At 38.1% G+C, this 21,437-nt stretch carries 22 protein-coding genes; 12 read left to right on the forward strand and 10 right to left on the reverse strand.

Annotated features, from left to right (window positions below):
• Positions 1–117: 117 nt before the first annotated feature.
• On the forward strand, positions 118–756 hold the full coding sequence (gene udk, locus ADF68_RS05420) for a uridine kinase (protein ID WP_006154270.1): 639 nt from the start codon (positions 118–120) through the stop codon (positions 754–756).
• A 190-nt stretch (positions 757–946) separates the two neighbouring features.
• On the opposite strand, the gene ADF68_RS05425 is transcribed toward udk, so the two are convergent.
• From ADF68_RS05425 to ADF68_RS05435, 3 genes are read right to left on the reverse strand one after another with little or no spacing between them, the layout of a single operon-like run.
• Positions 947–1,510: an ECF transporter S component gene (locus tag ADF68_RS05425; RefSeq protein WP_049526104.1), complete on the reverse strand. Its 564-nt coding sequence runs from the start codon at positions 1,508–1,510 to the stop codon at positions 947–949.
• Positions 1,494–2,045 carry a phosphopantothenoylcysteine decarboxylase gene (coaC, locus tag ADF68_RS05430; RefSeq protein ID WP_049548936.1) on the reverse strand — a complete coding sequence of 184 codons (552 nt, stop codon included), beginning with the start codon at positions 2,043–2,045 and terminating at the stop codon, positions 1,494–1,496. The genes ADF68_RS05425 and coaC overlap by 17 nt, the downstream gene beginning before the upstream one ends.
• A gap of 11 nt (positions 2,046–2,056) precedes the next feature.
• On the reverse strand, positions 2,057–2,746 hold the full coding sequence (locus tag ADF68_RS05435) for a phosphopantothenate--cysteine ligase (protein ID WP_049548937.1): 690 nt from the start codon (positions 2,744–2,746) through the stop codon (positions 2,057–2,059).
• Between the two features lie 141 nt (positions 2,747–2,887).
• Here ADF68_RS05435 and ADF68_RS05440 point away from each other — a divergent pair, with 141 nt between their 5' ends.
• The 3 genes from ADF68_RS05440 (at position 2,888) to ADF68_RS05450 (ending at position 7,384) form a co-directional block, all read left to right on the forward strand.
• The gene (locus ADF68_RS05440; RefSeq protein ID WP_080979384.1) at positions 2,888–4,087 is read left to right on the forward strand and encodes a hypothetical protein; all 1,200 of its coding nucleotides are present in this window, start codon (positions 2,888–2,890) and stop codon (positions 4,085–4,087) included.
• The gene (locus tag ADF68_RS05445) at positions 4,068–5,543 is read left to right on the forward strand and encodes a hypothetical protein (protein WP_049548938.1); all 1,476 of its coding nucleotides are present in this window, start codon (positions 4,068–4,070) and stop codon (positions 5,541–5,543) included. Before ADF68_RS05440 ends, ADF68_RS05445 begins: the two co-directional genes overlap by 20 nt.
• A 170-nt stretch (positions 5,544–5,713) precedes the next feature.
• Entirely contained in the window at positions 5,714–7,384 is a 1,671-nt protein-coding gene (locus ADF68_RS05450) for a formate--tetrahydrofolate ligase (protein ID WP_049548939.1), read from the forward strand.
• Positions 7,385–7,474: 90 nt separating this feature from the next.
• On the opposite strand, the gene lysS is transcribed toward ADF68_RS05450, so the two are convergent.
• The 5 genes from lysS to ADF68_RS05475 all read right to left on the reverse strand — a co-directional run bounded on the left by lysS (position 7,475) and on the right by ADF68_RS05475 (position 11,960).
• Positions 7,475–8,965 (reverse strand): lysine--tRNA ligase, encoded by a 1,491-nt coding sequence (gene lysS, locus ADF68_RS05455; RefSeq protein ID WP_049548940.1) that lies wholly within the window; start codon positions 8,963–8,965, stop codon positions 7,475–7,477.
• 140 nt (positions 8,966–9,105) lie between these two features.
• Positions 9,106–9,726: a histidine phosphatase family protein gene (locus tag ADF68_RS05460; RefSeq protein ID WP_049548941.1), complete on the reverse strand. Its 621-nt coding sequence runs from the start codon at positions 9,724–9,726 to the stop codon at positions 9,106–9,108.
• The gene (locus ADF68_RS05465; RefSeq protein ID WP_049548942.1) at positions 9,726–10,208 is read right to left on the reverse strand and encodes an aminoacyl-tRNA deacylase; all 483 of its coding nucleotides are present in this window, start codon (positions 10,206–10,208) and stop codon (positions 9,726–9,728) included. Before ADF68_RS05465 ends, ADF68_RS05460 begins: the two co-directional genes overlap by 1 nt.
• A complete protein-coding gene (locus tag ADF68_RS05470; protein ID WP_414716171.1) occupies positions 10,208–11,167 on the reverse strand; it encodes a DUF368 domain-containing protein in 960 nt (319 codons plus the stop codon). The genes ADF68_RS05465 and ADF68_RS05470 overlap by 1 nt, the downstream gene beginning before the upstream one ends.
• Positions 11,160–11,960, reverse strand: coding sequence for a glycoside hydrolase family 25 protein (locus ADF68_RS05475; RefSeq protein ID WP_049548944.1), 801 nt, complete (start codon positions 11,958–11,960; stop codon positions 11,160–11,162). Before ADF68_RS05475 ends, ADF68_RS05470 begins: the two co-directional genes overlap by 8 nt.
• Positions 11,961–12,116: 156 nt before the next feature.
• On the opposite strand from ADF68_RS05475, the gene glmU reads away from it, so the two are divergent.
• The 8 genes from glmU to ADF68_RS05515 all read left to right on the forward strand — a co-directional run bounded on the left by glmU (position 12,117) and on the right by ADF68_RS05515 (position 19,613).
• A complete protein-coding gene (gene glmU, locus ADF68_RS05480) occupies positions 12,117–13,496 on the forward strand; it encodes a bifunctional UDP-N-acetylglucosamine diphosphorylase/glucosamine-1-phosphate N-acetyltransferase GlmU (RefSeq protein ID WP_049548945.1) in 1,380 nt (459 codons plus the stop codon).
• 9 nt (positions 13,497–13,505) lie between these two features.
• Entirely contained in the window at positions 13,506–14,069 is a 564-nt protein-coding gene (locus ADF68_RS05485; RefSeq protein WP_049548946.1) for an NUDIX hydrolase, read from the forward strand.
• Positions 14,062–14,373 carry a cell wall synthase accessory phosphoprotein MacP gene (gene macP, locus ADF68_RS05490; protein WP_049548947.1) on the forward strand — a complete coding sequence of 104 codons (312 nt, stop codon included), beginning with the start codon at positions 14,062–14,064 and terminating at the stop codon, positions 14,371–14,373. The genes ADF68_RS05485 and macP overlap by 8 nt, the downstream gene beginning before the upstream one ends.
• 10 nt (positions 14,374–14,383) lie before the next feature.
• Positions 14,384–15,079: a 5'-methylthioadenosine/adenosylhomocysteine nucleosidase gene (locus tag ADF68_RS05495; RefSeq protein WP_049548948.1), complete on the forward strand. Its 696-nt coding sequence runs from the start codon at positions 14,384–14,386 to the stop codon at positions 15,077–15,079.
• 140 nt (positions 15,080–15,219) lie between these two features.
• Positions 15,220–17,508, forward strand: coding sequence for a DNA helicase PcrA (gene pcrA / locus ADF68_RS05500; RefSeq protein ID WP_049548949.1), 2,289 nt, complete (start codon positions 15,220–15,222; stop codon positions 17,506–17,508).
• A 162-nt stretch (positions 17,509–17,670) separates the two neighbouring features.
• A complete protein-coding gene (locus tag ADF68_RS05505; protein ID WP_045614887.1) occupies positions 17,671–17,931 on the forward strand; it encodes a SemiSWEET family transporter in 261 nt (86 codons plus the stop codon).
• Positions 17,932–18,036: 105 nt separating this feature from the next.
• Positions 18,037–18,738, forward strand: coding sequence for a response regulator transcription factor (locus ADF68_RS05510; RefSeq protein WP_049548950.1), 702 nt, complete (start codon positions 18,037–18,039; stop codon positions 18,736–18,738).
• Positions 18,735–19,613 (forward strand): sensor histidine kinase, encoded by an 879-nt coding sequence (locus ADF68_RS05515; protein WP_049548951.1) that lies wholly within the window; start codon positions 18,735–18,737, stop codon positions 19,611–19,613. The genes ADF68_RS05510 and ADF68_RS05515 overlap by 4 nt, the downstream gene beginning before the upstream one ends.
• Positions 19,614–19,652: 39 nt before the next feature.
• Here ADF68_RS05515 and ADF68_RS05520 read toward each other — a convergent pair whose 3' ends face one another.
• Together ADF68_RS05520 and ADF68_RS05525 are read right to left on the reverse strand one after the other, a co-directional pair.
• On the reverse strand, positions 19,653–20,411 hold the full coding sequence (locus ADF68_RS05520) for an ABC transporter permease (protein WP_049548952.1): 759 nt from the start codon (positions 20,409–20,411) through the stop codon (positions 19,653–19,655).
• A 10-nt stretch (positions 20,412–20,421) separates the two neighbouring features.
• The gene (locus tag ADF68_RS05525; protein WP_049548953.1) at positions 20,422–21,330 is read right to left on the reverse strand and encodes an ATP-binding cassette domain-containing protein; all 909 of its coding nucleotides are present in this window, start codon (positions 21,328–21,330) and stop codon (positions 20,422–20,424) included.
• Positions 21,331–21,437: the final 107 nt, after the last annotated feature.

Consider the following 21,437-nt stretch of genomic DNA (forward strand, 5'->3'; position numbering starts at 1 on the left):
CAAATCCTTGTAGCTTCTAGCTATGAGGATTTTTTCTTCTATTTTGTAGAAAACTCCATCTGTAAAATTTATCAAAAATATGGTAAAATAGACAAGGGAAAAAACAAGGAGGCTACAATGCAAAATAGACCAATCATTATCGGAGTAACAGGTGGATCTGGAGGAGGAAAGACAAGCGTATCTAAAGCAATCTTGTCGCATTTTCCAAATGAAAAAATCTCTATGATTGAGCATGATTCCTACTATAAAGATCAATCTCATCTAACCTTTGAAGAGCGTATCAAGACCAACTATGACCATCCTTTTGCTTTTGATACTGATTTGATGATTGCGCAAATCAAAGAGTTGTTGGCAGGACGTCCTGTAGATATTCCTACCTATGATTATGCTGCCCATACCAGAAGTTCTAAAACTTATCGTCAAGAACCTCAGGATGTCTTTATCGTAGAAGGAATCTTAGTTTTGGAGGACAAACGACTTCGTGATTTGATGGATATTAAGATTTTCGTAGATACAGATGATGACGTTCGTATTATTCGCCGTATTAAACGTGATATGGAAGAACGTGGTCGTAGTCTAGATAGCGTTATTGACCAGTATCTTGGTGTAGTGAAACCCATGTATCATCAATTTATTGAGCCAACAAAGCGTTATGCAGATATCGTTATTCCAGAAGGTGTGACTAATACAGTAGCCATTGATTTGCTGACAACAAAGATTGAAAAGATTTTAGAAGAAGCACGTCTAGCCCAATGATAAGTAGATAAAAGGCTGTTGGAAAGTAAATATTTTTCCAAGGTTGATTTTTTCCCATATTGGTGAGTCTTTACAATCAAGCTTTTAGATAGTTTCGTCAAAGGGACTTTTAGGAGTCTGTAATCTTAATTAAATACAGAGTCAGTGACTTAGGTCAAATAAAAATCGAGGTCGGGATTTTCCCGACCTCTTATTTTTTGATTTTTTCAAGTCTCGGAACAATAACTAGGGTGAGTATTGCTGAGATAATCAGTTCTGCGATAGAGTTTGTTGAGATAACAGTAGCTAATAGTTTTTGGATATTTCCGTCAAAAACATTTCCAAAGAGGAAGAAGATACCGCCTAGTACAAATACAGTATTAGTAAGGGAACCGAGCGCTCCCGCAAAGATAAGCCCCGCCTTGTTTCTGAGGAGTTTATAGACAAAGTATGGTGTTAAACCAATTAAGATACGAGGAATAATAGCAATAGCAAGTGAAGCTAAATTCCCATTCGGCACAAAAGGAGAGAAGAGGTAGCTAGTTGGGAGAATTGTGATTGTATTGACTGTCAAGCTAATCATCCCCATCAAGAAACCTAAGATAGCCCCAATCCGTGGTCCGTAGATGATACTAGCAATGATGACCGGGATATGGACAATGGTTGGTTTAATTGGAAATGGCAAGACATTAAAGACAATAGAGCTCAGCAAATGAATGACAATCATGCTGGCAAAAAAGATAGCAATAGGAGCAATATTAGAGCGTTTGTTCATGAAGTTTTTCCTTTATCTGTTGTAAAATAGTATCAAGATCAGCAAGAGCACCACGTCCTACATCGCCACAGGCCAGTAGGGACTCTTTTGGAGCAATAATTGTATAACCATAAGTTTCTAAAGTTTTTAAGTTTGTTTGAGTTGCTGGATGGTCATACATTTTGGTATTCATAGCAGGTGCCACTAGTTTTGGAATATAGTGGGGCAAGGCAAGAGCAGTAGAGGTTACCATATTGTCGGCAAAACCATATGCTACTTTTGCAATCGTATTAGCGGTTGCAGGGGCAAGGATAAACAAATCTGTTTCTTTGCCAAGCTCGATATGATTGACTTTGTCAGGATATGGTTCCTGCATAAGATCGAGATGAACTGTATTTTGAGATAAGACTTGAAGGGTTAAAGGTTGAATAAAGGCAGTCGCAGCCTGGGTCATAAGTACCGTAACAGAATGCCCCTGTTTCTTCAAGTTACTAACCAAATCAGCAGTCTTATATGCGGCAATAGATCCAGTAATAGCAATTGTAATACGAGCCATGATTTTCCTTTCTAACAGTCAAATCCTTGAATTCTCTTGACTAAAAAGTCAGCAATTTCTTGCTTGCTAGCAGCAATCTGATAATCCTTTTCTTCTACTAGATAAGCCAGGTGCTGATTCGCATTAATCTGAGTGAGGTCATTAGCGACAATCAAGTCAGCTTGATTCTTTTCAAGACTTTCTCTAGCGATTTGAATCAGATGCTCCTTGGTAACATCGACAAGTAGTTTAAAGCCGATGAGATGGATACTTGGATTCCATTCTTTAACAAGAGAGATGATCTTTGGATTTTTCTTGAGAAAAAGGACTTGTACCTCATCCTTAGAGGAGATCTTTGTTTCCATATTTTTCTTATGCAAAAATTCACTTAAATCTTGGCTTGCTTGAACTTCATCGAGACCAGTCATGTAAACTGGGCTGTAGTCAGAAACAGCCATTGAATGGATCAAGACTTGATAATCAGGGACAATCCGTTTCATCTCTTGGAGTAAATCGGAAGTGTTTTGGATTTCAATCATAGTCAAATTCGGGTGTAGTTCTGGCTTTAATGCTTGTCGCGTAGTAATCAGACAAACTTGGTGACCAGCCTTTAGTAAAGTCTCAGTTATTACTTTACCAAGTCTACCAGTAGAGTGATTGGTAATGGAGCGAACTTGATCTATTGCTTCGCTTGTACCACCAGATGTAACTAAAATTTTCATAGAACTATTGTACAAAAAAATGAGCAGTAAGTAAAATGAAAGCGATAAAATATAAATAAAGTTTATAACTATATTATTATTGACAATTAATTTAAGATATAAGATAATTATTTTAGTTATATATGAAAAGGGGAAGCCGTTATGGACTTTTTTAAGTTTGCAGATAATATGGTTAAAGAAGCTAGTAAAGTAATTGATGATGCTAGTAAGACAACCAGTAGCGTGCTTAATGAAGCTGGAAAAGCTTTAGATAGTGCTGGGAAAGTTACAGGAGATTTATTATCAGATTCTGTAAAAGTAATAGGAGATGTATCAAATAAGATAGGAAATGTTGTTTCAGATATTTCTGGTCAAGCTGCGATAGTAGCGAATGATACCGTTCAACAAGTAACAGAGGTGGCGTCTGACTCAATCAATCAAGCTGGAAAAGTTGCAACGGAAGCAAAATCACAAATTGATTCAATAGATCTTTTTAATGACAAATTAAGGTCCGAAGCTGTTGCAAACTATCATGAATCTATTCAAACATATAATGAAAAGGCCACAGAACTAACGAATAAATCGACTGAGCTTTATCAAACTAGAGGAAAAGCAATTAAAGTTGTAAAAATCGTTGAAGAGAGAATTAGTAAATTAGCAAATAAACCGAAAGAATTTGAAACAAAGTTAGAAGAAATAATTGTTGAAATACAGAATTTCGAAGATAAACAATTAGCTATTACTCAGGCAATCAAAGAAGCAGAATTAGCCAGCGGTAGTACGGCAGCTACAGCTTCTTTAAGTGCTTTAGGTGTGACAGTCGCAACTTTAGGTCCTACTGCAGCTATGGGAGTTGCAACTACTTTTGGTGTCGCATCAACAGGAACAGCAATTTCTAGTTTGACAGGTGCAGCAGCAAATAGTGCGGCATTAGCTTGGTTAGGTGGAGGAAGTCTAGCAGCAGGCGGAGGAGGTGTGGCTGCCGGCAATGCCTTTCTAGCCATGGCGGGCCCTGTTGGTTGGGGGATTGCTGGCTTAATGTTAACAGCGTCTGTCGGAGCAGGTGTTTTTGCTAATAAAAAAAATGAAGAAGTAGCTAAAGAAGCGCTTGATGAACAAAAGAAAATTGAGTTATTGATTAGACAAACTGAAAAATCAATAATAGAAATTACTGAATTAATTGATTTAATTGAAAAGCAAACTGAGGGGATTTACTTAGCTAATCTTTCTTTAATTGGAAAAGATTATAACTTATTTACAGATGATGAAAAGTATCAAGCAGGTAGTTTAGTAAATTCAACTCTCTCACTTACTTCGATGATTAATAAGGAAATTAAAATAAATGATGAATCAGGCTGTTAATAGAGCATTTTATCAAGGGATAGGTGCTTATGTCAATTGTTTAAACAACTTGAGAATTCAAGACTTACAAATTGCTATGAAAATGATTGAGGATGAAGCTCGACATGTCATTTTAAACAAGGACAATGCCTCCAAAATCTTAAACTATGCTAGAGATAACATTGAAGACGTTATTCTAAAGAATCGTGGAGGTGAATACGGCGGTCACGGTTTTATTGCTGAATTTGCAGAAGCAGGAATTGTGAATGCGATAAGAGCTTTTGAAGGATTAAATCCTATTGTAAAAGTATTGAATGATAATGGACCAGCCGATTTATTAATTGGTAGAAATACCATTCAAATGAAGTTTTATAATAATTTACGTGATGAACTAGCTCAATCCTTTCATTACAGTAAAGAAATGAAAATGATGTTTCCAAAAGATCACGTGTTAGTATTCGAAAAAATTATGGCTGGTGCCAAAGAAGTTGAATTTAATGGTAAAAGATTGTCTATTAAACAAATTACCGATATACGACAAATGATCAATGATATTACCGAAAGCAAGGGACTTACTTCATATAAATCTTGGATGAAATCATCTGTTCTAAATTATAATGATGCTCAAAAAAATTCAATTAATTCTTTTTTAGATTCCGAAGAGAAGAATATTCGTAAAACAGTCAAACTAAAACAACAAGAATTAAATAAAAAACGATTAGTAGCACAAAAAAATTCATTGCCAAGAATAAAAGAAGCCAATAAGATTGCAAGAAACGCAGCTGTTTTACAGGGTGGTTTAGTTTTGATGTTCAATGTGTATGGAAAATACAAAGAAGGAAAAACTATTTTTGAATTTGATCAATCAGATTGGTTAGACTGTGGACTGGAAACAGTGAAAGGTGCGGTAAAAGGTTCTATATCAGGTTACGCGATTTATGGTCTCACTAATGTTTTTAAAATGAGTGCTCCTTATGCAAGTGCGTTTGTAACAGCAAGTTACGGCATGGTAGATATTATTACTAAACTTAGAACAAATGAGATTACTGAGGATGAATTTATAAATTTTATAACTATCAATACATTGGATACAACATTAGCGACAATTGGTTCATGTGTTGGTCAAACACTTATTCCTGTCCCTGTCTTAGGAGCAGTAGTAGGTTCAATTGCTACTTCAATAATTTGGGAAATAGGCAAAGGGATTTTAAGTGATAGGGAACAGGAATTAATTCAAAATTACAGGGAAAACTTAGATAACCATATCAAAAACTTAGATGATAAATACAAGATTATTTTTAATGATATTATAGATAAATATCATAAACTAGGACGATTACAGGATTACTCTTTTGATTTATCTATCAATATACGTCTTCGTTTTGAGTATTCAATTGAATTAGCTGAGCAAATAGGAGTTTCTAATAGTCAAATTCTACACAATTTATCAGAAATTGATAGCTACTTTTTGAATTAGTCGAAATCTTAATCTATAGTTAAAACTTATAAAGGCATATAAAAATTTAAATAGTGGGCGGTAAATCCTTTGATGTCGCTATATTTACGAACGTTATCAAGCTTTTTGTCTGTTAAAAATCTTGTTTTGTGTTATAATGAATTAACACATTTGAGGTAGAGGAGTTTTGAATGAAAACAGATATTGAAATTGCACAAAGTATTGAATTGAAACCAATTGTTGATGTTGTCGAGAAACTTGGCATCTCTTACGATGATTTGGAATTGTACGGAAAGTACAAGGCTAAGCTCAGCTTTGATAAAATTCGTGAGGTTGAAAGTAATCCAGTCGGTAAATTGATTCTAGTTACTGCTATCAATCCAACACCTGCTGGTGAAGGAAAATCAACTATCACTATCGGACTTGCTGATGCTTTGAATAAGATTGGTAAGAAAACCATGATTGCTATCCGCGAACCATCTCTTGGTCCTGTTATGGGGATTAAAGGTGGAGCTGCTGGTGGTGGTTATGCACAAGTTTTACCAATGGAAGACATCAACCTTCACTTTACTGGAGATATGCACGCTATTACAACTGCAAATAATGCTCTCTCTGCCTTGATTGACAATCATTTGCACCAAGGGAATGAGCTAGGAATCGACCAGCGTCGTATTCTCTGGAAACGTGTTGTTGACTTGAACGACCGTGCTCTTCGTCACGTGACAGTTGGACTTGGTGGTCCTCTTAACGGTATTCCACGTGAAGATGGTTTTGACATCACTGTTGCTTCAGAAATCATGGCAATCCTTTGCTTGGCAACTGATATTGAAGATTTAAAACGTCGTTTGGCCAATATCGTCATTGGTTACCGTTATGACCGTACACCTGTTTCAGTGGGTGATCTAAAGGTTGAAGGTGCCTTGGCATTGATTTTGAAAGACGCTATCAAACCGAACTTGGTTCAAACCATCTATGGAACACCTGCCTTTGTACATGGTGGCCCATTTGCCAATATCGCACACGGATGTAACTCTGTCTTGGCTACAACTACTGCTCTTCACTTGGCAGATTACACAGTAACAGAAGCAGGTTTTGGTGCAGACCTTGGTGCTGAGAAATTCCTGGATATCAAAACTCCAAACTTGCCAACTGCGCCAGATGCAGTAGTTATCGTTGCAACCCTTCGTGCTCTTAAGATGAATGGTGGAGTTGCCAAGGATGCTTTGACAGAAGAGAATGTAGAAGCTGTTCGTGCTGGTTTTGCTAATTTGAAACGCCACGTTGAGAATATCCGTAAGTTCGGTATTCCAGCAGTTGTTGCAATTAACGAATTTGTATCTGATACAGAAGCAGAAATCGCAGCCTTGAAAGAACTTTGTGCTTCAATCGATGTTCCAGTTGAATTAGCTAGCGTATGGGCTGACGGAGCTGAAGGAGGAGTGGCTTTGGCTGAAACTCTCGTCAAAGCGATTGACGAAAACCCAGCTAACTATACACGTTTGTATGACAACGACCTTTCTGTCCAAGAGAAGATTGAAAAGATTGTCACTGAAATCTATCGTGGAAGCAAAGTAAACTTCGAGAAGAAAGCTCAAACTCAAATCGCACAAATCGTACAAAACGGTTGGGACAAATTGCCAATCTGTATGGCTAAGACTCAGTACAGTTTCTCAGATAATCCAAACGCACTTGGAGCACCTGAAAACTTTGAAATTACTATTCGTGAATTGGTACCAAAATTAGGTGCAGGCTTCATCGTTGCCTTAACTGGTGATGTCATGACCATGCCAGGACTTCCAAAACGACCAGCAGCTCTCAACATGGATGTTGAAAGTGATGGAACTGTTCTTGGATTATTCTAATTGAACAACAAAAAGACAAGCTCAAAATCGAGTTTGTCTTTTATATTAATACTAAAAAATCTCCTAGAATGTGACTAGGAGATTTGTATTTTATTTCATAGTTGGGAAAAGAAGTACATCACGGATAGTAGTAGTATCTGTGAGTAGCATGCATAGACGGTCGATACCGATTCCCAAACCACCTGTTGGCGGCATACCGTATTCAAGTGCTTCGATGTAGTCATAGTCAATGCCTGTTGCTTCGTCGTCACCAAGTTCTTTGGCTTTAGCTTGGGCTTCGAAACGGCTAAGCTGATCGATTGGATCATTCAACTCAGAATAGGCATTTCCGTATTCTTTAGTCATAATGAAGAGCTCAAAACGATCAGTAAAGCGCTCATCTTCAGGATTTTTCTTAGCAAGTGGTGATACAGCTACTGGGTGTCCATAGACAAAGGTTGGTTGGGTCAAAGTTTCTTCGACAAATTCTTCGAAGAAGGCATTGATGATTTGTCCAACTTCAGTGTAGTGTTTTTCAACCGGTACATGTTTTTCATTTGCAAGGGCTACGGCTTCGTCGAAAGTCATATCTTTCCAGAAATCAACACCTGTAATTTCCTTGATTGCATCAACCATGTGTACACGTTTAAATGGTTCGTTAAGCTTGATTTCAGTTCCTTGATAGATAACTGGACCTTCACCTTTAACAACTTTTGCAACGTGTTGGATAATGCCTTCAGTCAAATCCATGATGTCTTGGAAATCAGCATAGGCTTGGTAAACCTCAATCATGGTAAATTCAGGATTATGAGTTGCATCCATTCCTTCGTTACGGAAGATACGGCCAATTTCATAGACGCGTTCCATACCACCGACAATTAGACGTTTGAGATGAAGTTCTAGAGCTATCCGAAGCACCATATCAATATTTTGAGCATTGTGGTGTGTAATAAATGGTTTGGCAGCAGCCCCACCGGCCTCGTTGTGAAGTACAGGTGTTTCTACTTCAAGGAAACCTTGAGCATCGAGGTAGCGACGGATTTCAGAAATGATTTTTGAACGTGTGACGAAGCGGTCAAAGCTTTCACGGTTAGAAATCAAATCAAGGTAACGTTTACGGTAGATGGTTTCAACGTCAGTTAGACCGTGGAATTTTTCAGGAAGTGGACGAAGAGCTTTAGACAAGTGAGTGATGTGTGTCGCCTTGATAGAAAGTTCTCCCATATCTGTACGCATCACTTCCCCTTCGACACCAAGGAAGTCTCCCAAGTCAGCCTTTTTAAAGATTTCGTAGTTTTCTTCACCGACGGCGTCTTTACGAACGTAGATTTGAATTTGACCTTCGCGGTCTTGAAGGTGGGCAAATCCAACCTTACCTTTACCACGTTTGGTAACAAGACGACCTGCAATAGTAGCAGTCTCGTTCAATTCATGTAGTTGTTCCTTATCGAGGTCAGAATATTTATCTTTTAATTCTTGTGAGTTAGCAGTGCGTTCAAATCGTTTACCGAATGGATCGATTCCTTGTTCGCGGAGCGCAGCCATTTTTTCACGGCGAACGATCTGCTGGTCATTTAGTTCTTCCATATGTTCTGTTGACATGGTTTCCTCCTAGTTTTTACTCAATTCTTAATACGATGAGTCTTTTTTGCGATACTCCCATTTTATCATAAAAGTCAAATAAATTCACGGATATTCTACAAAATCTAAAAAGAACTTAACTGTGATTGTTAAGTTCTGTTCTAATTCTGATAAGAAGTGTCGTTCCAGACTAAGAGGGTAAAGTTTTTAAAGTCTTTCGTTTCGACAATAGTCACACTGGCATTTGCTAAACCACCATCTTTTCTAAGTAGTGGAGTATCATAGCCTAGAAGAGTTCGAATACTGGCTGTGAGATTGGCCCCGTGACCAACAATCATAACATGTTCAAAAGGTTTGGACTCTAATGATTTGATAAATTGAATGGTACGTTGAGTTGTTTGATAGACAGACTCTGCTCCAAACATAGTCGAATCGAATTTTGCTAGATTGGTACGAAAAGCTTTTAATTGCTCGGGATAGATGGCTTCCAAGGTTGCAAATTTTGCACCTTCAAGTTTTCCAAGTTGCCATTCTCTTAGTGAGGGGATTTCTTCTAATGGACAGCTGTCTTTCAGTTGACTTTGGATAATTTGAGCAGAAGTTTTAGCCCGAGGAAGATCACTAGAATAAATCACATCAAATGGAGTTTCCTGGAGATACCGACCTAGTTTTTTTAAGATTTCAATAGATTCATCTAAGAGTGGAGAATCCCCACTCGCTCCTTGAAAACGTCCCTCCAGATTCCAAAGTGTTTTACCGTGACGAATAAAATAGAATTTCATTAGTTACTTGCCTCCAAGATATCTGCAAATTCAGCTTTAACAAAGGATGCTAAATCTTGAGGATTGATAATGATACTATGACCAACCTCCCCTGCGGAAACAATCATTTCATTCAGTTGAAGAGCAGTTTGGTCGATAAAGATAGGATAGTTATGTTTTTGACGGATTCCAACTGGATTATTGGCACCGTGGATATAGCCTGTTGTTTTTTCTAGGTCTTTTTGTGGAATCATGCTGACTTTCTTATTACCAGAAATCTTAGCAAGCTTCTTTTCAGAAAGGTGTTCAGTGATAGGAAGAATGCCGATAATGGGTCCAGTCTTATCTCCCAGAAGTGCTAGAGTCTTAAAAATCTGACTCTTTTCATAACCTTGAGGCATCTCACCTTCCAGGGCATTAATTTGAATACCCGTATGGTTTATTCCTGCCTTGGTTAAAATTTGTTGGACCAAGGTTTTCTTGACTTTTACTTTTTTTGCCATTATTTATACTTATCCTCCAATTGACTCATCCAGATTCCCAACCAAATCCCTAGTGCGAAGAAGAAAGCAATCAGTACATATGAAACTAGTGACAAACCACTGTAACTAATACTTTCAGCATTGCCAGCGTTTGGAATAAGGATCAAAAGTGTACTTGATAGTACAATTCCAATGATAAAATGATACACACGTGAGTGATATAGGCGAAGAGCGTAGTCCATGAATTTTGAGAAGATAATCAGAGTGATAAGAAGCCCAATCCCAATTGGTAAGAAGGTTCCTAACAAATCAAAAGTCTTGAACCCTGTTAACATAGGGCCATAAAGGCCAAGAATCAAGAGAAGATTAGAAGGACTAAGCCCTGGAACCAAAATTCCAAGCGCCAACAAACAACCAGCCAGTGTAAAGTTAAGGAAGCTTGCAGATAGAGAACCAACTACAAAATTCAAGGCGTAGAGGGCAAGACCTGAGATGATGAAGGTTGCCCAAAACCATATGTGGTCAACCTTATCTCTATCAGAATCACGAGTTGATTCTTTGACAAGACTTGGGCTGGTACCAATGATAGCTCCAGCAAAACTCCACAATACAAACACTTGATAATTCTCTAAAAGATACTCGATTGGATAGGAGAAAAGTCCGATACCTAGAAGCATCCCAATACCGACAGGAAGGAAAAAGAGTACATCTTCTTTTAAATTCTTAAAAGGATGGGCAAGAAAACGAATCATTCTCTCATAAATTCCCAAGATAGCGGCAAGAACGCCACCAGAAATCCCTGGTAGAATGAAACCTAGGGCAATTACAATTCCCTTAATAATTTTTGATAACCATGATAACATAGAGGTCCTCCGAGATTCATATTCTATAAAGATAAAACAGTAATTTAATACTGAAAAATAAAGAAAAGCAAGCAGAAAGCAATGTCTGACTTGCTTATTGTGATAGTGATTAAGGATTTAAAAACATTTTTCTAAAGGTTTCTTCCTTGTTCTTTGATGAAGAAATAAGGTTCAAATCGAGGTGATGTTCAAATCCGCCAAGATTTCCATGTGAAGTGTATTGGTGAAGGTCATAGCTAAGATCTGTTTTCGGAGCACTTTCATAGTAACCTGAGTTGGTTCCATAGGAAGGTATCCAGATAGCTGAATAATTATCAACACTGATACTATGTTCCTCCATAAAGTAAACACCAACATAGATACCGATATTTTTTGCACCCAATGAAGCTAATTTAGCACGAAAGGCCTCAACACCCTTGTTCATGTCAGACATAGTCTTGTCTTCAACATCCAACCAATAGTAGCTAGGATTATAGGGAGAAGCAGCGTTATAAAAGGCTTCAGCAGCTTTTTCCATTTCTTCGACATTTTTACCAGCTACATAGGCATAAACAGCGACTGGAATATTCCGTTTTTGAAATTCTGTGATGTGTTCTTTATAAGCCTTATCAACCCCATTTTTAAATGAAGCATCGTTTTCAACAGAAGCTTGAGCTCCACTATGAACCCGAACGATTGCACCTGAAATATTTTGAGTTAAGGTGTCATAATTGATCTCTGATGGTCTTTGCCAGCCAGAAACATCAATAATCGGCTTGTTGATATTATGTAAAGCTTGAGTTTCTACTTGAACTGGATTTTGCTTTGTTTTGACTGGATGGTCTTCAAACTTGGGTCTATTGATGATTAAAATACCCACGAGAGTAGCTAATACAGTAAAAATAAAAACAGGATTTATTTTCTTTCTCATACTTTTATAGTGTATCGTAAATGGTGAAAAAAATCAAAAAAAAATACTCGAAATCATCTAGAGAATGCGATGTTTTAAAGCATTTGCCCTCTTTTGTGTTTGAAAAAGCAAATTTATGATATAATATAAGGGAATTTCTATAGAAAAGAGAAAAATATGGCAAATTATGCAGTTATTTTAGCAGCGGGTAAAGGTACTCGTATGAAATCAGATCTACCAAAAGTCATGCACAAGGTTGCAGGAATTTCTATGCTTGAGCATGTTTTTCGTAGTGTAGGGGCCATCAATCCTGAAAAAACAGTAACGGTTGTAGGACATAAGGCAGAACTTGTGGAGCAAGTTTTAGCTGGTCAAACTGATTTTGTAAGACAGTCTGAGCAATTAGGAACTGGTCATGCGGTTATGATGGCTGAGCCAATTCTTGAAGGACTTTCTGGACAAACATTGGTTATTGCTGGTGATACACCACTCATTACTGGTGAAAGTCTAAAGAACTTGATTGATTTCCACGTAAATCACAAAAATGTAGCGACAATCCTAACTGCAGAAGCTGATGATCCGTTTGGTTATGGGCGTATTGTTCGTAACGAGAATGCTGAAGTGCTTCGTATCGTGGAGCAGAAGGATGCGACTGATTTTGAAAAACAAATCAAGGAAATCAATACAGGAACCTATGTCTTTGATAATGCTCGTCTCTTTGAAGCTTTGAAGAATATCAACACTAACAATGCCCAAGGCGAATACTACATTACTGATGTCATCGGTATTTTCCGTGAAGCTGGAGAAAAAGTCGGAGCCTATACTCTGAAAGACTTTGATGAAAGTCTCGGAGTTAATGACCGTGTTGCCCTTGCGACAGCTGAAGGCATCATGCGTCGCCGTATTAACCAAGCGCATATGGTCAATGGAGTTAGCTTTGTGAATCCCGAAGCGACTTACATTGACATTGATGTTGAGATCGCTCCAGAAGTTCAAATTGAAGCGAATGTAACCCTCAAAGGTTCTAGTAAGATTGGTGCAGGAACTGTTTTGACCAATGGAACTTATATCTTTGATAGCACTATCGGTTCAGGGGCAGTGATTACAAACTCGATGATTGAAGAAAGCACGGTTGCTGATGGTGTTACAGTTGGACCATATGCTCATATCCGTCCAGGCTCAAGCCTTGCGAAAGATGTACATATCGGGAACTTTGTTGAAGTCAAAGGTTCAAGCATCGGTGAAAATACAAAAGCTGGTCATTTGACATATATTGGTAACTGTGAAGTTGGTAGTGATGTCAACTTTGGTGCTGGAACGATCACTGTAAATTACGATGGTCAACACAAGTTTAAAACAACTATTGGTAACAATGTTTTCGTTGGTTCAAATTCAACCATCATTGCTCCAGTAGAACTCGGAGATAATTCTCTTGTTGGGGCAGGTTCAACCATTACTAAGGATGTTCCAGCTGATGCCATTGCTATTGGACGAGGTCGCCAAATTAATAAGGACGAATATGCAACTCGCCTCCCTCACCATCCTAACAATAAATAGGAGCTAACGATGGAATTTGAAGAAAAGACGCTTAGTCGTAAAGAAATTTATAAAGGACCTATTTTTCAGCTAGTTCAAGATCAGGTTGAACTACCTTCTGGAAAAGGTACTGCGCAACGTGATTTGATTTTCCACAATGGGGCAGTTTGCGTTCTTGCAGTTACTCCAGAAAATAAGATTGTCCTTGTTAAACAATATCGCAAGGCAATTGAAAAAGTCTCTTATGAAATTCCTGCAGGTAAGCTTGAAGTAGGTGAAAATGCAGATCCAGAAGCTGCAGCCCTTCGTGAATTAGAAGAAGAAGCAGCCTATACTGGTAAATTAAGCCTTCTCTATGATTTTTACTCTGCGATTGGATTTTGTAACGAGCGCTTAAAACTTTACTTGGCAAGTGATTTGACAAAAGTTGAAAATCCTCGTCCTCAGGATGAAGATGAGACTTTAGAGTTACTTGAGGTCAGTCTGGACCAAGCTAAAGAACTGATCCAGTCAGGTGATATTTGTGATGCCAAGACTATCATGGCTATTCAGTACTGGGAATTACAAAAAAATAGTGGAGGAGCCCATGGGTAAACCTTTATTAACAGATGAAATGATCGAACGTGCTAATCGAGGAGAGGACATCTCAGGTCCTCCCTTGCTAGATGATGAGGAAACTAAGATTTTACCGACTTCAGCTCAGAATTTTGGCTATTCACGAACCAAAGATCATGGTTTTAGCCAAGATACACTGACCATCGAAGTTGAACCTTCTATTCACAAAAGTCGTCGGATTGAAAATACTAAGAGAAATGTCTTTAATTCTAAATTAAACAAGATTCTTTTTGCAGTTATTTTTCTCTTGATTTTGTTAATTTTAGCAATGAGATTTATTTAAGGGGTCTATCATGAAAATTGGAATTATTGCAGCTATGCCAGAAGAGCTAGTTTACTTGATTCAACACTTGGACGAAGCCAGTGAAGAAAAGGTTCTGGGAAATAGCTATCATACTGGTAAGATTGGTTCTATTGAGCTTGTACTTGTAGAGAGTGGTATTGGTAAAGTCATGTCTGCGATGAGTGTCGCTATCTTAGCGGATCACTTTCAAGTCGATGCAGTGATTAATACTGGTTCTGCTGGTGCAGTGGCAAGTGGAATCGCAGTAGGGGATGTAGTGATTGCAGACAAACTTACCTACCACGATGTTGATGTGACTGCTTTTGGTTATGAATACGGTCAAATGGCTCAACAGCCTCTCTATTTTGAATCAGACAAAAAGTTTATCAGCTTGATTCAAGAGAGTTTGTCTAAACTGGACCAAACTTGGCATTTAGGTTTGATTGCGACAGGAGACAGTTTTGTTGCTGGAGAAGATAAAATCAAGGCCATTAAAGAGCATTTCCCTCAAGTTCTTGCTGTAGAGATGGAAGGGGCAGCCATTGCTCAAGCAGCTCAGGCTTTGAACCTTCCTTTCTTAGTCGTTCGTGCCATGAGTGACAATGCCAACCATGAAGCATCCGTTTCCTTTGATGAATTTATCGTAGAAGCAGGGCGTCGTTCTGCCCAAGCCCTAATGACGCTTTTGCAGTCTATAAAGGATTAATAGAAAAATTACTAAGAACACTCATCCAGTGTTCTTTTCTTGTCTAATCTTCTAAAGTAATCAGAAGGCTCCTAAGAAAAGTTATTTTCAAACTTTTTTGATATAATAGAAACATTGACTTGAAGAATAAGGAAGAGAAAATGAACGAATTATTAAAGGGAATGAATGACCGTCAAGCCGAGGCCGTTCAAACCACAGAAGGACCCTTGCTGATCATGGCGGGGGCGGGATCTGGTAAGACTCGTGTTTTAACCCACCGTATTGCTTATTTAATTGATGAAAAGATGGTCAACCCATGGAATATCTTGGCCATTACATTTACCAATAAAGCGGCGCGTGAAATGAAGGAGCGTGCTTATGGACTCAATCCAGCTACTCAGGATTGTTTGATTGCGACCTTCCACTCTATGTGCGTCCGTATCCTACGTCGCGATGCGGATCATATTGGCTATAATCGCAATTTCACGATTGTGGATCCTGGAGAGCAGCGAACGCTCATGAAACGCATCCTCAAGCAGTTAAACTTGGATCCTAAAAAATGGAATGAACGCACTATTTTGGGAACCATTTCCAATGCTAAGAATGATCTGATTGACGATGTTGCTTATGCTGCCCAGGCAGGAGATATGTACACTCAAATTGTAGCAAAGTGTTATACGGCCTATCAGAAAGAACTTCGTCAGTCAGAGTCGGTGGACTTTGATGACTTGATCATGTTGACCTTGCGTCTCTTTGATCAAAATCCCGATGTTTTGACTTATTACCAACAGAAGTTCCAGTACATTCATGTTGATGAGTATCAAGATACCAACCATGCTCAGTATCAACTCGTTAAACTCTTGGCTTCTCGTTTCCAAAATATCTGCGTAGTTGGGGATGCTGACCAGTCTATCTATGGTTGGCGTGGTGCTGATATGCAGAATATCTTGGATTTTGAGAAGGATTATCCTCAAGCCAAGGTTGTTTTATTGGAGGAAAATTACCGCTCAACCAAGACCATCCTCCAAGCAGCTAACGATGTCATCAAAAACAATAAAAATCGTCGACCTAAGAATCTATGGACTCAAAATGCTGATGGGGAACAGATTGTCTACTATCGTGCTAATGATGAACAAGACGAGGCTGTCTTTGTAGCCAAAACCATCGATGAACTTGGTCGAAGCCAAAACTTCCTCCACAAGGACTTTGCAGTTCTTTACCGTACTAATGCCCAATCTCGTACTATTGAAGAAGCTTTGCTTAAGTCCAATATTCCTTATACCATGGTAGGTGGAACAAAATTCTACAGCCGTAAGGAAATTCGTGATATTATCGCTTATCTGAATCTCATTGCCAATTTGAGTGACAATATCAGTTTTGAACGCATCATCAATGAACCTAAACGTGGCATTGGCCCTGGAACAGTAGAGAAAATTCGTGACTTTGCCAACGTACAAAATATGTCCATGCTAGATGCTTCAGCTAACATCATGTTATCAGGGATAAAAGGTAAGGCAGCTCAGTCGATCTGGGATTTTGCCAATATGATACTGGATTTACGGGAGCAACTGGACCAATTAAGCATTACTGAGTTAGTAGAAGCAGTCTTAGAAAAGACAGGCTACGTGGATATTCTCAATGCCCAGGCGACTTTGGAAAGCAAGGCTCGGGTTGAAAATATCGAGGAGTTCCTTTCTGTTACTAAGAATTTCGATGATAATCCAGATAATCAAGAAGAAGAAACTGGACTGGATAAACTCAGTCGATTCTTGAATGATCTTGCCTTGATTGCAGATACAGACTCTGGCAGTCAGGAAACATCAGAAGTAACCTTGATGACGCTCCATGCTGCCAAGGGACTGGAGTTTCCAGTTGTATTCTTGATTGGGATGGAAGAAAATGTCTTTCCACTTAGTCGTGCAGCAGAAGACATGGATGAATTGGAAGAGGAACGCCGTCTAGCCTATGTTGGTATCACGCGCGCAGAGAAAATTCTCTATCTGACTAATGCTAACTCACGCTTGCTGTTTGGTCGAACGAACTATAATCGCCCAACACGCTTTATCAATGAGATTAGTTCAGATTTGTTAACTTATCAAGGTTTGGCGCGTCCAGCTAATAGTAGCTTCAAAGCATCTTATAGCAGTGGTGGTGTCGCCTTTGGTCAAGGCATGAGTCTAGCTCAAGCTCTACAAGATCGTAAACGCAATGCAGCACCAAGATCCATTGAATCAAAAGGACTACCTTTTGGACAATTTGCTGCTGGATCAAAATCAATTTCAAGTGAAACCAGCTGGTCAATTGGTGATATTGCCCTTCATAAGAAGTGGGGTCAAGGAACTGTTCTAGAAGTTTCAGGAAGTGGAGCTACTCAGGAATTGAAAATCAATTTCCCAGATGTCGGCCTCAAAAAACTTTTAGCCAGTGTAGCACCGATTGAGAAGAAGTAAGTTTTTTAAATGAATAAGATTCCCTATAGAAATAACAAGGGGGGGTTCTGTTCCTCTTATCACAAGATTGTGATAATTTACATTTTCTTAACAAAAAGTTTTTTTGCTCACACGATTTTAAAAATAGTGTATAATTGAGACTGTTTTTGAAAGGAGAAGAAAATGAGTGAAAAACAAATGAAAACATTAGGTTGGATTGCAACCTTTATGTCTGTTATGATGTATATCTCATATATTCCACAAATTATGAACAACCTTGCGGGTCAAAAAGGAAACTTTATCCAACCAGCAGTAGCTGCAATTAACTGCAGTCTTTGGGTATACTACGGACTCTTTAAAAAAGAACGAGATATTCCTTTGGCAGCAGCCAATGCACCAGGTATTGTTTTTGGGATTATTACCGCATTGACAGCTTTATTCTAAAACATAAAGTAAACTCTTCTTCGTATCTAGTTATGAGGGAGATTTTTTCTTTATCCAAAATTCCTAAAAAAACATGATATAATACTATTAGAAAGGTTGGTGTTTATGGCTAGAATACTTATCATTGAAGATAATAATGAGATTCAAGAAATTTTGAGAACTCTTCTTTCTGAGGAACATGAGGTGATTCAAGCTTTTTCTGGTACTGAAGGAATGATTCGTTTTGAGCAAGGCGGCATTGATCTAATCTTGTTAGATATTATGCTTCCTGGAAAAAATGGCGATCAGGTTTTAAAAGCCATTAGACAAGCTAGTTCAGTACCTGTCATCATGCTAACTGCCCTAAGCGATAAAAAGCTCATCAGTCAATATCTCTTAGATGGTGCTAATGATTATATTACGAAGCCTTTTGATTTGGATGAAGTTTTTGCTAGGGTTACGGTTCAATTACGTCAAAATAGTGATAAGCAATCAGCTGAAATCGAACATCCTGACAAGTTGATTCAACAGTTAAAAAATATTCAGTTTGATGCAGATAGTTTTGAAATCAAAAATAGCCAGGAAACTATTCGCCTAGCTAAGAAAGAATGTTTGATTCTCCAAACCTTACTGGGACATCCTAAGAAAATTTTCACGAAAGAAGAACTCTATGAATTGGTCTGGGAGGATACTTATTTACCAGGCGATAATACTCTCAACACTCATTTAAGTAATCTCCGTAAAAAATTAGGCCAACTGGATCCAGAGCAAGAGTATATTGAAACTATCTGGGGAGTTGGTGTTCGGTTAAAAGGAGATGAGCAATGATCTACATTTTACTATCTTTGCTAGTGCTGGTCATTATCCTATTGACGATATGGTTGATTCGCTATCATCTAGCACTCGTTAACTTGAGCCAACAGATTGAAGATAAGATTCTGACTGGAAGTATGAAGAGAATCGGAGTATCAACGTTCTCCAAGGATTTTTTACATCTTTACCAGCAAATCGATCATCTCTTTCAAGAAGTTGAGCAGTCACGCTTGATTATGAAGCGTGAAAAACAGACTTTAGACATGGCTATTAGCAATATTGCCCACGATATTCGGACGCCTTTAACGATTGCGTCAGGCTATACTCAGCAATTGCTTAAAACAGAAAATCCTGAGTCTGAGAGTTTGAAAAAAATTGCCCATCATCTTAATCAAGTTTCAAAACGTCTAGAAGCTCTTTTGGACTATCGTCGGTTAATGGAGGGAGCAGTTAAACCTGACTTATCTGAGTTAGAAGTCTCGACATTTATGACGCAAAAATTACTAACCTATTATGATTCTTTTCAAACGACAAAGATTGACCTTGATTTTCAAGTAGAATCTGGTTTGTATTTACTGACAGATTCGGATTTATTAGACCGTATGTTACAAAATCTCATTGGCAATGTTTTAAAACATGGGAAGGATGAAGCGAGATTTTCTCTGAAGGAAGTGGACAATCATATCTGTTTGGAAATTGCTAATCTGGTTAAACAACCCATTCGCAAAATTGAAAATCTCAGTCAGCGATTTTACTCTGAAAATCTCTCAGATACAGAAGAATCCTCTGGTTTAGGTCTTTATATTACTGAAGAACTATCCCATCTCCTTGGAGCAGAACTACAACTAAGTACAGACGGTGCCTGGTTTACAGTTAAGATACTCTTTTAAAACAAGGAACCTCCTCTTTTTGAACAGAGGAGGTCATTTTTATAAGCTTTTCTTTTTGAAAACAGCAAGTCCACTAATGGTAAAGAATAGAATAACAGTAACTGTAACGATAATGGTGTATAGAACAGCTTGACTAGAGGCAGTCATGGCATAGGCAACATTTAAGGATAAATAGCGTAAAATCTCGATATCTGGAAAGATAAGCATCGGCGTTGAAAGTAAGATAGAACTGATTAAATAGCCAATGAAAACAGCCAAATAGGAATGAGTCACATAGAGAATGAAAGAAATAATGGAAAGCCAAGCAAGAAGGCAGAGAAATTGAAGACCAATCGTTAGAAGGAGATTGCCAATAAATCCTTCTGGCATCGTTCCTACCCCGTTTAGGATAGTTGCTGGTACAAAAGCAATAACCAGACTAATAAGAATTTGCATTAGAGCGATACTTGCTAATACTACAGACTTGGCTAGGAAGAATTCTGTACGAGAAACACCCACTGTCAAACTATTTTTATAGAGTTTACCGATTAGGTCAACTCCTAGAACTAAGCAAGCAAGGATAATGCAGAGGAAAACTAGGTTTGAACCTTGACTAGATGCGTTAATCAGGGCTTGAATACCATCCCAGCCTTTACTTGGAAGTTCAGTTTCTGGAGGTGTTGTATCAACTGACATTAGATGTCCTGTAGCCCCGATAGTAGCTCCCATTAACATGAGTGCAAAGAGAACAATCTCTGTAATCCAAAAACCTTTGGAACGGAAAAGACGGTAAAAGTCTGCTTGAATTGTATGTATCATGAACTTCCTCCTATTTTACTAATTGTGTGAAGTATTCTTCAAGATTTTGACGAGCATAGTAAATCTCATCCACAGCGACATCTGCTAGCGTAAGTTCTTTGAGAATGCGTTTGATATCTTGTTCATGACTAAAAATATGAATCTCATTGTCAGAATTAACAACTTTAAATTCAAGATGCACTTTGTCTTTTAAGATTTGACTAGCTTTTTCTTTGTCAATTGTTTTTAGAACGATATAGTCTTCATTAAGTGTCTCAAATTCGGCCTTACTGATTTCTCGAATGATTTTCCCTTGGTCTAAAATTCCAAAGCGATTGGCAACCAGGTAGAGTTCTGACAAGATATGACTAGAGATGAGAATTGTTATTCCTAGTTCTTGATTCAGACGTTGAATCATTTGACGAAACTCTTTGATACCGATTGGGTCAAGTCCATTGATAGGTTCATCAAGGATGAGGAAGTCCGGTTTTGATAGTAGGGCAATCGCAATGCCTAGGCGTTGTTTCATTCCAAGAGAGAAATCTCGAAAAACTTTTCTACCTGTATCTGTTAACCCCACATACTTTAATGTTTCCTGAATGACTTGATCGGCATTTGGGATATGTCGAATAGTACAATAGTACCTTAGATTTTGATAGGCTGTTAAATGATTGTGTGCTACTGGGGATTCAATGACTGAACCTACTCGAGATAGGGCTTTCGTGCACTCCTTATACCCTTGACTAGAAAAGAGGGAAATAGTTCCATGGTCAGCAGATAATAATTGGGTAATGATTTTAATCAGAGTTGTTTTACCAGCACCATTTTTTCCGATAAGTCCATAGATATCTCCTTCTTTAACTGAGATACTAAGATCTTGTAGAATAGGTTGTTTGCCAAATTGTTTGGACAAGCTATGGATTTCGAGGACTTTTTTCATAGTTTTCTCCTTTAATCTTTAAGATGTTTTATTTTTATAACTCTAGTATAAAGCATAGATATCAAAGAATCGTCAAGCATTTCTAAAGTGTTTCTAAAGTTTTTAAG

Origin of the sequence: Streptococcus pseudopneumoniae, assembly GCF_001068775.1 — a bacterium.
Taxonomy (GTDB): domain Bacteria; phylum Bacillota; class Bacilli; order Lactobacillales; family Streptococcaceae; genus Streptococcus; species Streptococcus pseudopneumoniae_N.